At 64.6% G+C, this 13,739-nt stretch carries 11 protein-coding genes and 1 riboswitch; of the genes, 8 read left to right on the forward strand and 3 right to left on the reverse strand.

Translation table 11 applies throughout. The features are described from left to right. Positions 1-311: 311 nt before the first annotated feature. The 5 genes from ACVIGA_RS12495 (at position 312) to ACVIGA_RS12515 (ending at position 6,129) form a co-directional block, all read left to right on the forward strand. The gene (locus ACVIGA_RS12495; protein WP_456666622.1) at positions 312-2,102 is read left to right on the forward strand and encodes a peptide ABC transporter substrate-binding protein; all 1,791 of its coding nucleotides are present in this window, start codon (positions 312-314) and stop codon (positions 2,100-2,102) included. A 245-nt stretch (positions 2,103-2,347) separates the two neighbouring features. After that, positions 2,348-3,304, forward strand: coding sequence for an ABC transporter permease (locus tag ACVIGA_RS12500; protein ID WP_342726821.1), 957 nt, complete (start codon positions 2,348-2,350; stop codon positions 3,302-3,304). Further along, positions 3,270-4,187 carry an ABC transporter permease gene (locus ACVIGA_RS12505; RefSeq protein WP_223977373.1) on the forward strand — a complete coding sequence of 306 codons (918 nt, stop codon included), beginning with the start codon at positions 3,270-3,272 and terminating at the stop codon, positions 4,185-4,187. Before ACVIGA_RS12500 ends, ACVIGA_RS12505 begins: the two co-directional genes overlap by 35 nt. Continuing rightward, the gene (locus ACVIGA_RS12510) at positions 4,184-5,164 is read left to right on the forward strand and encodes an ABC transporter ATP-binding protein (protein WP_456670793.1); all 981 of its coding nucleotides are present in this window, start codon (positions 4,184-4,186) and stop codon (positions 5,162-5,164) included. The genes ACVIGA_RS12505 and ACVIGA_RS12510 overlap by 4 nt, the downstream gene beginning before the upstream one ends. Next, a complete protein-coding gene (locus ACVIGA_RS12515; RefSeq protein ID WP_342709510.1) occupies positions 5,161-6,129 on the forward strand; it encodes an ABC transporter ATP-binding protein in 969 nt (322 codons plus the stop codon). Before ACVIGA_RS12510 ends, ACVIGA_RS12515 begins: the two co-directional genes overlap by 4 nt. A gap of 183 nt (positions 6,130-6,312) precedes the next feature. Here ACVIGA_RS12515 and ACVIGA_RS12520 read toward each other — a convergent pair whose 3' ends face one another. Beyond that, the gene (locus ACVIGA_RS12520) at positions 6,313-7,290 is read right to left on the reverse strand and encodes a LysR substrate-binding domain-containing protein (RefSeq protein ID WP_456666623.1); all 978 of its coding nucleotides are present in this window, start codon (positions 7,288-7,290) and stop codon (positions 6,313-6,315) included. A 99-nt stretch (positions 7,291-7,389) separates the two neighbouring features. Between ACVIGA_RS12520 and bla the strand changes: the two genes are divergently transcribed. From bla to ACVIGA_RS12535, 3 genes are all read left to right on the forward strand, one after another. Beyond that, on the forward strand, positions 7,390-8,343 hold the full coding sequence (gene bla, locus ACVIGA_RS12525) for a class A beta-lactamase (protein ID WP_456666624.1): 954 nt from the start codon (positions 7,390-7,392) through the stop codon (positions 8,341-8,343). A gap of 151 nt (positions 8,344-8,494) precedes the next feature. Then, the gene (locus ACVIGA_RS12530) at positions 8,495-9,409 is read left to right on the forward strand and encodes an ankyrin repeat domain-containing protein (RefSeq protein ID WP_456666625.1); all 915 of its coding nucleotides are present in this window, start codon (positions 8,495-8,497) and stop codon (positions 9,407-9,409) included. Between the two features lie 83 nt (positions 9,410-9,492). Next, positions 9,493-9,578, forward strand: a riboswitch (ZMP/ZTP riboswitch). 34 nt (positions 9,579-9,612) lie between these two features. Further along, positions 9,613-10,890, forward strand: coding sequence for a serine hydroxymethyltransferase (locus ACVIGA_RS12535; RefSeq protein ID WP_456666626.1), 1,278 nt, complete (start codon positions 9,613-9,615; stop codon positions 10,888-10,890). A 115-nt stretch (positions 10,891-11,005) separates the two neighbouring features. Here the strand turns inward: ACVIGA_RS12535 and ACVIGA_RS12540 are convergent, their stop codons facing one another. Then, positions 11,006-11,572, reverse strand: a complete 567-nt coding sequence (locus ACVIGA_RS12540) for a c-type cytochrome (RefSeq protein ID WP_456666627.1) — start codon at positions 11,570-11,572, stop codon at positions 11,006-11,008. A 209-nt stretch (positions 11,573-11,781) separates the two neighbouring features. After that, the gene (locus ACVIGA_RS12545; protein WP_456666628.1) at positions 11,782-13,491 is read right to left on the reverse strand and encodes an outer membrane protein assembly factor BamB family protein; all 1,710 of its coding nucleotides are present in this window, start codon (positions 13,489-13,491) and stop codon (positions 11,782-11,784) included. Positions 13,492-13,739 lie beyond the last annotated feature (248 nt).

The following is a 13,739-nucleotide window of genomic DNA, read 5'->3' on the forward strand; positions in this document are numbered from 1 at the left end:
GCGCGGTTTCTTGACGCGTGCCGGCATTCACTTCGCGCGAAAGCGCGTCCGTGTGGCAAGAAAGCATCTCGGAACAAAGGATAACGAACAAATTTTCCGCACTGCGAGGCGCGCGCAGCCGCGCTTTGGCACCGAAATGCCGAACCGATGTGCGGCCCGGCGCGGTTCTGCACAAGCGATAGCCAAAAGACCTAGGCCCTGTGGCGTTGGAGACGTTGACCTTCGCGGTCATTCGGTGTGGCATCTGCCGCCAGCACGGCGGCCGGTTCCAAGGCCCGCCGCAATCACACGTGAGCCGGACCGAGGGGACAATGTTCGATAACAATCTGCGCGGGATGATCGACGACGTAAGGGACGGACGGATGGACCGCCGCGCCTTCGTCAAGCGAATGATTGCCGTCGGCGTCACCGCGCCGTTGGCGAACCAGATTCTGGCGACCGGCGGCGTCGCGATGGCGCAGAGCCCCAACCCCTACAAGCCGACCAAGCGCGGCGGCGGCGGTCCGCTGAAGCTGTTGTGGTGGCAGGGCCCGACCCTGCTCAATCCGCATTTCGCTACCGGCACCAAGGACCAGGACGGCTCGCGCATCTTCTACGAGCCGCTGGCCAGCTGGGACGTCGACGGCCATCTCAACCCGATCCTCGCCGCCGAGATTCCCTCGCTCCAGAATGGCGGGCTCGCCGCCGACGCCAAATCGGTGGTCTGGAAGCTCAAGCCCGGTGTCAAATGGCATGACGGGAAACCGTTCAGCGCCGACGACGTCGTCTTCACCTGGGAATATGCCAGCGATCCCGCGACGGCCGCGGTCTCGAGTGCGACTTACGCCGGCATGACCGTGGAGAAGGTCGACGACCTCACGATCCGCATCAAGTTCAAGGATCCGACACCGTTCTGGGCCAACGCGTTCGTCGGCGCCTATGGCTGCATCATTCCGAAACACCTGTTCGCGGAATTCAAGGGCGGCAAGTCGCGCGAGGCGTCGACCAATCTGAAGCCGGTCGGCACCGGACCCTACAAGTTCATCGAATTCAAGCCGGGCGACCTGATCCGCGGCGAAATCAATGCCGACTACCACATGGCGAACCGGCCCTATTTCGACACGATCGAGATGAAGGGCGGCGGCGACGCGGTGTCGGCGGCGCGCGCGGTGATTCAGACCGGCGAATATGATTTCGCCTGGAATATCCAGGTCGAGGACGAGGTGCTGCTGCGGCTGGAGAAGGGCGGCAAGGGCAAGACGCTCTATGCCGTCGGCGGCGATATCGAATTCATCGCCATCAACTTCACCGACCCCAACACTGAGGTCGATGGCGAACGCTCGTCGATGAAGACCAAGCATCCGATCCTGTCCGACCCGCGCGTGCGCCAGGCGCTGGCGCTGCTGGTCGACCGCGAGTCCATCAAGAAGGTGATCTACGGCCGCGCCGGCCGCGCCACCGCCAACTATCTCAACGGCCCCGAGGAGTTCGTCTCCAAGAACACCAAATGGGAGTTCTCGGCCGAGAAGGCGAGCGCGCTGCTCGAGCAGGCTGGCTGGAAGGTGGGCTCCGACGGCATCCGCGAGAAGGACAGCAAAAAGCTGAAGCTGCTGTACCAGACCTCGATCAACGGACCGCGGCAGAAGACCCAGGCGATCGTCAAGCAGGCCTGCCAGAAGGCCGGCATCGACGTCGAGCTGAAATCGGTGGTGGCCTCGGTGTTCTTCTCCTCCGACGTCGCCAATCCCGACACCTACGCGCATTTCTATGCCGATATCGAGATGTTCCAGATCCCGATGACGCAGCCCGATCCGGCCCTGCACATGCGCCGCTATCATTCGCGCAACGTCTCTACCAAGGAGAACAAGTGGCAGGGACCGAACTTCCCGCGCTGGGTCAACAAGGATTTCGACGCCGCCGTCGATGCCGCCGATACCGAGACCGATCCGATCAAGCGCGCGGATCTCTACATCAAGTGCAACGATCTGATGTGGCAGGACACGGTGATGATCCCCGTGATGCATCGGCTTGCGGTGGAAGCCTGCTCCAACACGCTGCGGCCCGCGCTGTCTGGCTGGGCCAACCAGACCGACAATCTGCAAGACTGGTATCGCGAAACCTGAGACACGGGGACAGGTTCGGAGTTGAGTGGGTGCATGTTCTCCCTCTGCCCGTTCTTACGGGGAGAGGGGCTCCAACCGAAAATACCGTGCGAGATGAGTTCTTGGAGAGTCCCCCTCACCCGGAATTCAAGCTGTGCTTGGATTCCGACCTCTCCCCGCACGCGGGGCGCGGGGTGAAGCTCGCCTTTCGACTGGAAGCAAGATCAACGTGCTCAAGGTGCGAGCGTTAGTCAGATGATCTCTCGATGAGTCAGTATATCCTGCGCCGTCTGATGATCGCGATCCCGAGCCTGCTCGGGATTTCGGTCGTGCTGTTCGTCGTGCTGGCGCTCGCGCCGGGCGATCCGTTCAGCGAGCTCGCGACCAATCCGAACGTGCCTCCCGAGGTGCAGGCCGCGCTGCGCACCAAGTTCGGTCTCGATGATCCGATCTATCTCCGCTACCTGCATTGGCTTGCGGCGATGGTGCAGGGCGACTGGGGCTTCTCCTTTGTCAGCCGGATCAACGTCGACACGCTGATCCTGCAGCGGCTGCCGACCACGCTCTACGTGATCGGCTCGGCGCAGCTGCTGGCGCTGCTGATTGCGATCCCGGTCGGTGTCTATGCCGCCACCCGGCCGTATTCGCTGTTCGACCAGCTTGCCAATACCTTTGCCTTCATCGGCTTCTCGCTGCCGACCTTCTTCACTGGCATCCTGTTCATCCTGGTGTTCTCGGTGAAGCTGGACTGGCTGCCCTTCGTCTACACCGACGTGCCCGGCAGCGGCATCCCCTGGCTATTGGAGATGATCCGGCAGGCCATCATGCCGGTGATGGTGCTCGGCCTGTTCCAGGCGGCGTCGATGACCCGCTTCGTGCGCTCGGCGATGCTCGACGTGATCCGGCTCGACTATGTCACCACCGCGCGCGCCAAAGGGCTCGGGCAGGCCAAGGTGATCGTCAAGCATGTGATGCGCAATGCGATGATCCCGGTGGTCACGTTGATCGCGCTCCAGATGCCCGCGGTGTTCGGCGGCGCCATCGTCACCGAGCAGATCTTCCGGATTCCCGGCATCGGCTCGCTCCTGATTTCCTCCATCCTCGCCAACGATACGCCGGTCGTGATGGCCGTGACCTTCGTCTTCGCGTGTCTCGTGGTGCTCTTCAACCTGATTGCAGATGTCCTCTATGGCTGGCTTGACCCTCGCATCTCCTTCCGCTGAGCGGCGCGGCTACTCGCCCTGGCGCGAAACCTGGCGGCGCTACCGCCGGCACCGGCCGGCCGTGGTCAGCGCCGTGCTGCTGCTGTTGCTGATCGCGGCCGTGGTGATCGGCCCGTTCATCTGGCGCGTCTCGATGAGCGACATCGACGTGGTGGCAGGCATGCAGGGCCCCTCGCTGGCGCATCCGTTCGGCACCGACGATCTCGGCCAGGACCTGCTCGCCCGCATGATCTATGGCGGCCGCATCTCGCTTGCGGTCGGCCTCGCCGCGATGCTGGTCTCGGTGTTCGTCGGTACGCTGATCGGCGCGCTCGCCGGCATGTCGCGCGGTCCGCTCGGCTACGCGCTGATGTGGCTGACCGACCTGTTCCTGTCGCTGCCGCAACTGCCGCTGCTCTTGATGCTGATCTATCTGTTCCGCGACGGGCTCAAGGCCATGTTCGGTCCCGAAGGCGGCATCTTCATCCTGATCGTGCTTGTCATCGGCGGCCTGCGCTGGATGCCGGTCGCCCGCCTGGTGCGCGCCCAGTTCCTGTCGCTGCGCGAGAAGGAATTCGTCGAGGCGGCGCGCGCGCTCGGCGCGAGCCCGGTGCGGCAGGTAGTACGCCACATCCTGCCCAATGCGCTGGGACCCGTGATCATCGCCGGTACGATCGACGTCGCCGCCGCGATCATCGCGGAATCGACGCTCTCGTTCCTCGGCCTCGGCTTCCCGCCGGATACGCCGACCTGGGGCCGCATCCTCTATGACGCCAAGGACTTCCTCGACATCGGCCCGCACTGGGCGCTGTTTCCGGGCGGCGCGATCTTCATCGCGGTCGTCGCCATCAACTTCATCGGCGACGGGCTGCGCGACGCGCTCGACGCCCGCAAGGTGATCTGATGGCGCTGCTCGACATCAAGGGCCTGAAAACCCATTTCACCACCGACGACGGCATCGTCCAGGCGGTCGACGGCGTCGACATCAGCATCAACCGCGGCGAGACGCTCTGCGTGGTCGGCGAATCCGGCTGCGGCAAGACCGTCACCGCGATGTCGATCCTGAAGCTGATCGCGATGCCGCCGGGCAAGATCGTCGCAGGCGAGATCATGTTCGAAGGCCGCGATCTGGCGCCGCTGACCAGCCATCAGCTCGACGACATCAGGGCCAAGGAGATCGGCTTCATCTTCCAGGAGCCGATGACCTCGCTCAACCCGGTGCTGACGATCGGCGAGCAGATCGCCGAGAGCCTGCGCCGCCACGAGGCGGTGACCAGGAAGCAGGCGCTCGAGCGCACCATCGAGATGCTGACGCTGGTGCAGATCCCCAATGCCGCGGGCCGCGTGCATCACTATCCGCATCAGTTCTCCGGCGGCATGCGGCAGCGCGTGATGATCGCGATGGCGCTGGCCTGCCGGCCCAAGCTCGTGATCGCCGACGAGCCGACCACCGCGCTCGACGTCACCATCCAGGCGCAGATCCTCGACCTGCTGCAGGACATGAAGGAGCGCCTCGGCATGGCGGTGATGCTGATCACCCACGCGATGGGCGTGGTCGCGGAGACCGCGCAGCGCGTCGTCGTGATGTATGCCGGCAAGGTGGTGGAAGAGGCGGCGGTCGACGAATTGTTCGGTAATCCGAGCCATCCCTACACCCAGGGCCTGATCCGCTCGATCCCGCGCATCGATCTCGACGCCGAGCACAAGACCCGGCTGGAAACGATCGGCGGCTCGGTGCCGATCCTGATCAACCCGCCGCCCGGCTGCCGGTTTGCTTCCCGCTGCAAACACGCCATGAGCATCTGCACCGAGCAGGAGCCGCGGCTGCGCCAGATCGCGCCCGGCCATCGCATGGCCTGCCACCTCGGAGACGCGTCATGAGCGAGCCGCTGCTGCGCGTCAGCAATCTGAAGAAGCACTTTCCGGTGCTCGGCGGTCTCCTGTCGCGCGAGGTCGGGCAGGTCTATGCGGTCGACGGCGTGTCGTTTGCGGTCAACCGCGGCGAGACGCTGGGGCTGGTCGGCGAATCCGGTTGCGGCAAGTCGACCACCGGCCGCTGCGTGCTGCGGCTGATCGAGCCGACCTCAGGCGAGGTCGTGTTCGACGGCCAGAACGTGATCGGGCTCGGCGGCGGCGACCTGCGCGCCATGCGGCGCAACATGCAGCTCGTCTTCCAGGACCCGTTCGCCTCGCTCAATCCGCGCATGACGGTCGGCGCGATCCTCGCCGAGCCCTTCATCATCCATAATCTCGTGACGTCAGCCAGCGAGCGCGAGGACCGCGTCGCGCGCCTCCTGGTCAAGGTCGGGCTGAAGGCCGAGCACATGCGGCGCTATCCGCATGAATTCTCCGGCGGCCAGCGCCAGCGCATCGCGATCGCCCGCGCGCTGACCCTGGAGCCGAAGCTGATCGTGTGCGACGAGCCGGTCTCGGCGCTCGACGTCTCGATCCAGGCTCAGGTCATCAACCTGCTCGAGGATCTGCAGGCCGAGCTGAACCTCACCTATCTGTTCGTGGCCCACGATCTCTCTGTCGTCGAGCACATCTCCGACCGCGTCGCCGTGATGTATCTCGGCCGCATCGTCGAGCTCGCCAAGGCCAGCGATCTCTACCGCAACCCGCAGCATCCCTACACCAAGGCATTGTTGTCGGCCGTGCCGGTGGCCGATCCCAAGGCGAAAAAGCTGCGCATCCGTCTGAAGGGCGACGTGCCGAGCCCGATGAATCCACCGAAAGGCTGCCACTTCCACACCCGCTGCCCGATCGCCGAAGAGCGCTGCCGCCAGACCGCACCTGAGCTGCGTGAAGGCAGCAACGGGCATTCCGTGGCGTGCCATCTGGCGTAGGTGGCGGCGCCCCTGCTCGATCAGGTCGAGCACGTAGCTGGCTGCAGCGCTCTCTGCTCCCTCACCGTCACCCTGAGGAGCGCGAAGCGCGTCTCGAAGGGTCGACGGCCACCAGCCGGGCCGTACATCCTTCGAGACGCCGCTTCGCGGCTCCTCAGGATGACGGGGCTAGATGAACTTCGACTAGCGTTGCCGCTTCTTCGCAGTCTTTGTCTTGGCCTTTGCTTTGGCTTTCCGCTTGGGTCGCGCGGCAGGCACGTGCGGCGCATCCTTCACCTCTTCGCTCTCACTCACCTCCGCCCGCAACACCTCCAGCAGCCAATCCCGAAACGCGCGCATGCCGGGCGTGACCTCACGCGACTTCAGCCAGGTCAGCCAATAGGACCCCGCCGGCACTTCGGCCGCGAACGGCCGCACCAGCCGGCCGGACACCAACTCGTTGTTGAACATCGCAATCGGCACCAACCCGACGCCGACGCCGCGCGCCGCGGCCTCGGCCATCGCAACCGAACTGTCGAAGATCGGTCCCTGGATTTTCGGGCACGGCGCGCCTGCGACCGCAAACCACAGCGGCCATTCCTCGGCGCGGTAGGAGCGCAGCAAGAATTCCTGCGTGAGATCGGACGGCTTGCGCAATCGGCCCGCCACGTCAGCGCAGCACACCGGCGAGAGCGGCGCGGACAGCAGGTGGATCGCCTCGGTGCCATGCCAGGAGCCGTCGCCAAAGCGCAGCGCAAGATCGAGCCCGTCGCCCGCGATGTCGACGCGGTTGTTGTTGGTGAGCAGGCGCAGGTCGATATAGGGATGCGCGCGCTTGAAGCGATCGACCCGCTGCAGCAGCCATCCGGTCGCAAACGTCGTGACGCAGCCGACGGTGACGACCTCGCGCGTGCCCTTGGCCTCGATGCGGTCGATCGCCGCACCGATCCGTTCGAGCGCGTCTGACAGCACCGGCAGCAGCGCCAGCCCTTCGTCGGTGAGCACCAGTCCGCGCGGCAGGCGGCGGAACAGGCTCGCGCCGAGCGTATCCTCGAGCTGCTTGACCTGGTGGCTGATCGCAGTCTGCGTCACGCGCAGCTCCAGCCCCGCGCGGGTGAAGCTCAACAGCCGCGCGGAGGCCTCGAAGGCGCGTAGCGCGTTCAGCGGGAGGTGCCGGCGCATGGCGTCATGACCAAGTTTTCCTCATGCCTCGTTGTATAAATGATTGTTTGTGCTCCGTCACGCCGCCCGGCAGGTTCGCGCCGCCAACGGAGACGAGAAATGCTGACGAGACGGACATTCGGATTGCGCGCGCTGGGCCTTGCGGTTTCCTGCACTTTGCCGCGGCCAGGCGCCGCGGCAGGACAGAGCGCCGTAGCAGGACAGAGCGCCGTAGCAGGACAGAGCGCGGCGGCGGGACCAGGCGAGCCGGCAAAGCGGCTGCAGGAAGAATTTGCACGCATTGAGCTCGCGACCAGCGGCCGGCTCGGCGTCGCCGCGCTCGACATGGAGACCGGATTGCGCGCGAGCCGGCGCGGTGACGAGCGGTTCCCGATGTGCAGCACCTTCAAGGCGCTGGCTTCGGCCGCGGTGCTGCACCGGGTCGACCGCGGCGAATCCAGCCTCGACCAGCGCGTGCAGGTTGAGGCCAAGGATATCTTGGCCTACGCGCCGGTGGCCAAGCAACACGTCGGATCGAGCATGACGCTGTCCGAACTCTGCGAGGCCGCCATCACGCTCAGCGACAATACCGCCGCCAACCTGCTTCTGCGCGAGATCGGCGGGCCTGCCGGCTTCACCAGCTTCTTCCGCACCATCGGCGACAATGTCAGCCGCCTCGATCGCTGGGAGGTGGCGCTGAATGAAGCCGTGCCGGGCGATCTGCGCGACACCACGAGCCCGGTTGCGATGCTGAAAAGCTTGCAGCGCGTGGCGATCGGCGATGTCCTGCAACCCGCCTCGCGCCAGAAACTCGTCGACTGGATGGTCGCCAACAAGACCGGCGACACGAGGCTGCGCGCCGGCGTGCCGCGGGATTGGCGGGTTGGCGACAAAACCGGCACCGGCGATCGCGGCACCTATAACGACATCGGCGTGTTCTGGCCGCCCGGCCGCAAGCCGATCGTGGTGACGGTCTACCTGACCGGGGCAAGTGCTCCGATGGAGAAGTGCAACGAGGTGATCGCCAATGTCGCGCGCGCCGTTGCGAATGCGAGCACCGGGCAGACCGGCTAGAGCTGGATAACGCCGCGCGGCATCCCGTCGCCGCGCGGCTCGACTTCGCTGCGCGGCTTCAAAATCGCTGCGCGGCTTGGCAGCATCCAAGGATCATGCGACGCTCAATCCAAATGGCTGACCTGTCAGCAGGCCATACGGAGGACACGTCTTGTATCGCCGCATCGCCCTCGCCGCGCTGTTTGTTGCGGGCCACGCTCACAGCAGCTCTGCTGCGGCCGACCCGGCACGCTGCCGCGAGCTGACCCGCAAATACGAAACCGACAAGGCCCAGCTCAGCGCAGTCGAGATCTCGCTGACGCTATTCTCGGCCGCCAATGCCGATTGCATAAACCTCGCCACCGCGCTGCTCGATGGCGGCGCTTCGGTCGATGCGCGGGACCGGCTCGGCGCAAGGCCGCTGAGCCATGCCGCCCGCTCCGGCCATCTCGACATGGTCGACCTGCTGCTGGCCCGCGGTGCGCCGGTCGATGCGCGCAACCTCGCGGGATCGACCGCGCTGTATCTTGCCGCCGAGCGCGGCCATGTCGCGATCGTGCAGCGGCTGATCGATCGCGGCACCGACGTCAATCTCACCGGACGCAGCGGCGCTTCGGCGGTCGCGGCCGCCGCCTATGCCGGCCGGGACATGGTGGTGCGCATGCTGCTGGCGCACGGCGCCGACGGCCGCAAGGCCGACGACACCGGCAAGCCGCCGGTCGTGTATGCGGCCGCCGGCGGCCAGCTCGGCATCGTCAAGCAGCTGCTCGCACTCGATATCGACATCAACACGCGCTACGCCAACGACCTCACGCTGCTGATGTGGGCGGCCGGACCGGATGAGACCGTGCCGGAGGCGCAGGCGCTCGAGGTCGTCGCGTATCTGCTGGACGCAGGCGCCAGGGTCGACGATCGCGACGCGCGCGGACGCACGGCGCTGATGATCGCCGCCGAAGGCAACCACCCGGCGATCGCGAAGGCGCTGCTCGCCCACGGCGCCGATGCGGCGCTGGCCGACAAGGCCGGCAAGCACGCCGCCGATCTCACGATCCTGTCCGCGCTGCGCGAGGAGCTGACGCCGCGCTGAAGCTTGACGCGATGGACTCATTGGTTGCGGAAGGTCCGCAGGTCGGCTAAATTCTCCTTTGCGAAGAGTCTCCGTGCTCATTCGTCCTATCGCGCGACTGGCGAGCTAACGTGGAATAGACCACGGGGAAGCGCGAAGGGTTCCGACGCCGATCGCCTGGGCAACCAATCTGCTGGAAAAACAGCGTGTTGAGGAGCCCGATCATGCCGTCGTTTCGCAACGAACTGTCCATCAACGATCAAGAGATCGCCGCTGCCCTTGTCGGGGAAGAGCGCCGTCAACAGGACGGCGTCGAACTGATTCCGTCCGAGAATTACACCTATCCGGAGGTGCTTGAACTGCTCGGATCGGTCTTCACCAATAAATACTCCGAGGGATATCCGGGACGCAGATACTACGGCGGCCAGCAGTATACGGACGACGTCGAGAACCTCGCACGCCAGCGGGCCTGCTCGCTTTTTCGTGCCGAGCACGCCAACGTTCAGCCGCTTTCCGGATCACCGATGAATCAGGCCGTCTACCTCAGCCTGTTGCAGCCCGGCGACACGATCCTCGCCATGGACCTGTCCCACGGCGGTCATCTCACCCACGGCGCGCCGGTGTCCCACATGGGGCGTTTGTTCAACTTCGTTCGCTACAAGACGGCACCGTCAAACGGCGCGATAGATTTCGATGGACTGCGCGCGATTGCGCGTGAAGCGCGTCCGAAGATGGTGTTGTGCGGCTACAGCTCCTATCCGCGCGACCTGGACTATGCGGCGTTCAAGAATATCGCCGACGAAGTTGGCGCGCTCACGATGGCTGACGTGAGCCACTATGGAGGGTTGGTTGCCGCGAATGTCATGCGCAATCCGCTTGATGCCGGCTTCGACGTCATGACGACGACATCCCACAAGACACTGCGCGGCCCCCGCGGCGGGATCATCCTGTGCCGGAAGGAAAATGCCGGTCGGATCGATGCTTCCGTCTTTCCCGGGTTGCAGGGCGGACCTCACATGAACGTCGTGGCCGGGACTGCCGTGACGCTCAAGAAGGCGGCGACCTCGGATTTCCAGCTTTACGCGCGACAGGTTCTGCGCAACGCGAAGGTTCTTGCCGGCGCGCTGATGGAACGCGGGATGAAGCTGGTCACGGACGGGACGGACAATCACATGATGGTCGTCGATACGATAGCGTCCGTCGGGCTGGACGGGCGAGCAGCCGAGGACGTGCTCGATGCCATCGCCATCACCACAAACAAGCAAGTTATTCCAGACGATCCGCGTCCGCCGCTCAGGCCAAGCGGTATTCGAATTGGGACACCGGCAGCGACCACGCGTGGCATGGGAGATTCCGAAATGCGCCGTATCGGCGAGTTCATTGCGGGGGCTCTGCAGGCGAACGGAGACGATGCGATCCTCGCGCGTCTCAGGTCGGAGTGCATCGAGATGTGCCGAGCTTTTCCTGTTCCAGGCGTGGTGTCCGGGTCTCGACCGAACTGACCGGAACTTTGACGCTCAGATACGCGGAACGGGGTCGGGCGCTCGCGCCCGACCCGACCGCCAAAAACGCATATGCGACAGCCCTGCGCGCGCGTGAGGGTCAACCTGCCCGCCGCTACAACCCCGCCAGGTAGTCCACCAGCGCGTCGAGGTCGTCCGGCGACGTCGCTATCATGAGGTCCGACATGCCGGGATTGTTGCCGCGGGCGCGGGTGCGGAAATCGGCGATGGTCTTGGCGAGGTAGTCCCGTCCCATCCCGGCGAGCCGCGGCACCGTGCCGTCGCCCTGGAAGCGATCGAGGTGGCAGGCCGGGCAACCGACCGAAGCGCTGGCGCTGAGTGCCTTCGCTGCGACGTCCTTGGGCGCGCTCGGCTGGCCGAGATTCGGCCACGGCTTCTGCGAAAAATATTCCGCGATCGCCAGCATGTCGTCGCGCTCGAACTGGGTCGCGATCGGCTGCATGATCTCGCTCTTGCGATCGCCGCGCTTGAAATCGCGGAGCTGGATATAGAGATAGCCGGCCTGCTGGCCCCAGATCGTCGGAATGGTCTTGTCGACGGGCTTGCCGTCCTCGCCGTGGCAACCAGTGCAGACCTGCACCTTCTCCTCGATCGTCTCCGCGCGCGCATGCGCCGCAATCAGCAGCAGCGCGGCGCCGCACATCATCAATTTACCAAGCATCTGCTCATCCTAAGGCGCAGTATCCGTCCACCTGCGTCATTGCGAGGAGCGATAGCGACGAAGCAATCCATGCTTCCGCATAGGTGACACGATGGATTGCTTCGCTTCGCTCGCAATGACGCGGTTAGAACTTTCATCAAACAAAGCGAAGGCGGGACCGAACCGGTCCCGCCAATGCTTGCACGTGCGATTATGCATCCCGTCTCGGCTCAGTCGAGCGTGAAGGCGATGATGTTGTTGCCGCGCTTGTAGTCGAGCTGGGTGTTTCCGCCGGCACCGACCACGACATATTGCTTGCCGCCGATCATGTAGCTCGACGGCGGCGCGTTGACGCCGGCGCCGGCGCGGAAGCTCCACAGCTCCTTGCCGCTCGACGAATTGTAGGCCGCGAACTTGCCGTTGCCTTCACCGGTGAACACCAGGCCGCCGGCCGTGGCGAGGATGCCGCCGATCATCGGCTCGGGCGTCTTGACCTGCCATTTGATCTTGCCGGTGTTGTAGTTCACCGCGGTGATGTTGCCCGACTGCTTCTCGCTCGGGATCACCTTGAAGGCGCCGCCCAGCCACAGCTTGCCGTTCGGATAGGCGGAGCTTTCGACGTGGTAGGTCATCGGCTGGTGCAGGTTGATGGCGTAGGCCAGCTCCTGTCCCGGATCGGTCGCGATCGGCGACCATTCGACGCCGCCATTGGCGCCGGGCAGCATGCGCGCACCTTCCTTGGTCGGCAGCACCCACATGTTCTCCTGCGGCACCATCGCCTCGGAGAAGCGGATCAGGCTGCAGTCCTTGCGATCGTGCACATAGATGTGCCCGGTCTTGCCGGCATGGATAACACCGGGAATCGTCTTGCCGTCCTTGTCCTTGACGTTGACCAGCACCGTCGGGCTGACCGCGTCGAGATCCCAGACGTCATGGGCGATATACTGGAAGTGGCAGACATACTTGCCGGTGTCGAGATCGAGCGAGACCAGCGAGTTGGTGTAGAGGTTGTCGCCGGGCCGGTTCGAGCCGTCGAGGTCGGGCGACGGATTGCCGACGACGAAGTAGATCCGGTTGGTTGCGAGATCGACCGACGGGTTCTGCCACACGCCGCCGCCGAGCTTGGCATAGGGATCGCCGATCTTGGCGAGCACGTCCTTCTCGGCCTGGATATTGCGATGCATGTCGCGGCCGGTGGCATCCTTGGTCGCCCAGACGCCGACGGAGTTCTCCGGAATGGTGTTGAAATTCCAGAGCTGCTTGCCGGTCTTGGCGTCGTAGGCGCGCACGAAGCCGCGGATGCCGTATTCGCCGCCATTGGTGCCGATCAGCACCTTGTCCTTGACCACGGTCGGCGCCATCGTCTCGCTGTAGCCGAGCTCGGGATCGGCGATGTTGGTGGTCCAGACCACCTCGCCGGTCTTGGCATTCAGCGCCATCAGCTTGGAATCCAGCGTCGCCAGATAGACCCGGTCGCCGAGCACCTGGACGCCGCGATTGTTGGGACCGCAGCAATAGACGGTGATCGGGCCCATCTTGTGGGCATAGTGCCAGAGCTGCTGGCCGGTCTTGGCGTCGAGCGCATAGACATGGCTGAACGACGTCGTGACATACATCACGCCGTCGACCACGATCGGCGATGTCTCGAGCGACTCCTTGCCGTCGGTCTGGAAAATCCAGGCGACGTGCAGGTTCTTCACATTGTCCCGGCTGATCTGCTTGCCTGGATAAAACCGCGTCTGGGCGTAATTTCCGTTGGTGAGCAGGAAGTCCTTGGCGTTCTTGTCAGCGGCGTTGAGCTGCTCCTGGGTCACCGGAGGCACATTGGCGTTCCCAAGGACCGACTGCTTCTCCTGCTTGACTTCTTGTGCGATGGCGGCACCGGACAACAGGCCAACGCCGACCGCTGCGGCAAATGCCGCAAGCCCTTTCACGTACATAGTCTCCCCCGTTATTTCTTGGTTGCAGTATCAGGGATGGTGTTTGCTACTTCCCCCTCGAGGCCTGGCGTAGCCAGCGCGTACCGTGGTGGCCTTGGTTGCGCTGCAATAGGTGATCAAAAAAGACAACGACAGGTATCGATGGACGGGTTCCATGTTAGCGCTGTCGTTCACAAAGACAACCGATGCGCTCAATGCGAAGCCGGAACCGCATGCGTTCGCGCGCCTGAAGTGCTGCGACCGCGGGC

It is taken from the genome of Bradyrhizobium sp. USDA 3240 (assembly GCF_054063295.1).

What these genes read in the sequence shown, in the direction of transcription:
- ACVIGA_RS12545 (WP_456666628.1), bottom strand. Translation starts at nt 13,491, where the DNA reads ATGTACGTGAAAGGGCTTGCGGCATTTGCCGCAGCGGTCGGCGTTGGC.
- bla (WP_456666624.1), top strand. Translation starts at nt 7,390, where the DNA reads ATGCTGACGAGACGGACATTCGGATTGCGCGCGCTGGGCCTTGCGGTT.
- ACVIGA_RS12540 (WP_456666627.1), bottom strand. Translation starts at nt 11,572, where the DNA reads ATGCTTGGTAAATTGATGATGTGCGGCGCCGCGCTGCTGCTGATTGCG.
- ACVIGA_RS12535 (WP_456666626.1), top strand. Translation starts at nt 9,613, where the DNA reads ATGCCGTCGTTTCGCAACGAACTGTCCATCAACGATCAAGAGATCGCC.
- ACVIGA_RS12495 (WP_456666622.1), top strand. Translation starts at nt 312, where the DNA reads ATGTTCGATAACAATCTGCGCGGGATGATCGACGACGTAAGGGACGGA.
- ACVIGA_RS12520 (WP_456666623.1), bottom strand. Translation starts at nt 7,290, where the DNA reads ATGCGCCGGCACCTCCCGCTGAACGCGCTACGCGCCTTCGAGGCCTCC.
- ACVIGA_RS12505 (WP_223977373.1), top strand. Translation starts at nt 3,270, where the DNA reads ATGGCTGGCTTGACCCTCGCATCTCCTTCCGCTGAGCGGCGCGGCTAC.
- ACVIGA_RS12515 (WP_342709510.1), top strand. Translation starts at nt 5,161, where the DNA reads ATGAGCGAGCCGCTGCTGCGCGTCAGCAATCTGAAGAAGCACTTTCCG.
- ACVIGA_RS12500 (WP_342726821.1), top strand. Translation starts at nt 2,348, where the DNA reads ATGAGTCAGTATATCCTGCGCCGTCTGATGATCGCGATCCCGAGCCTG.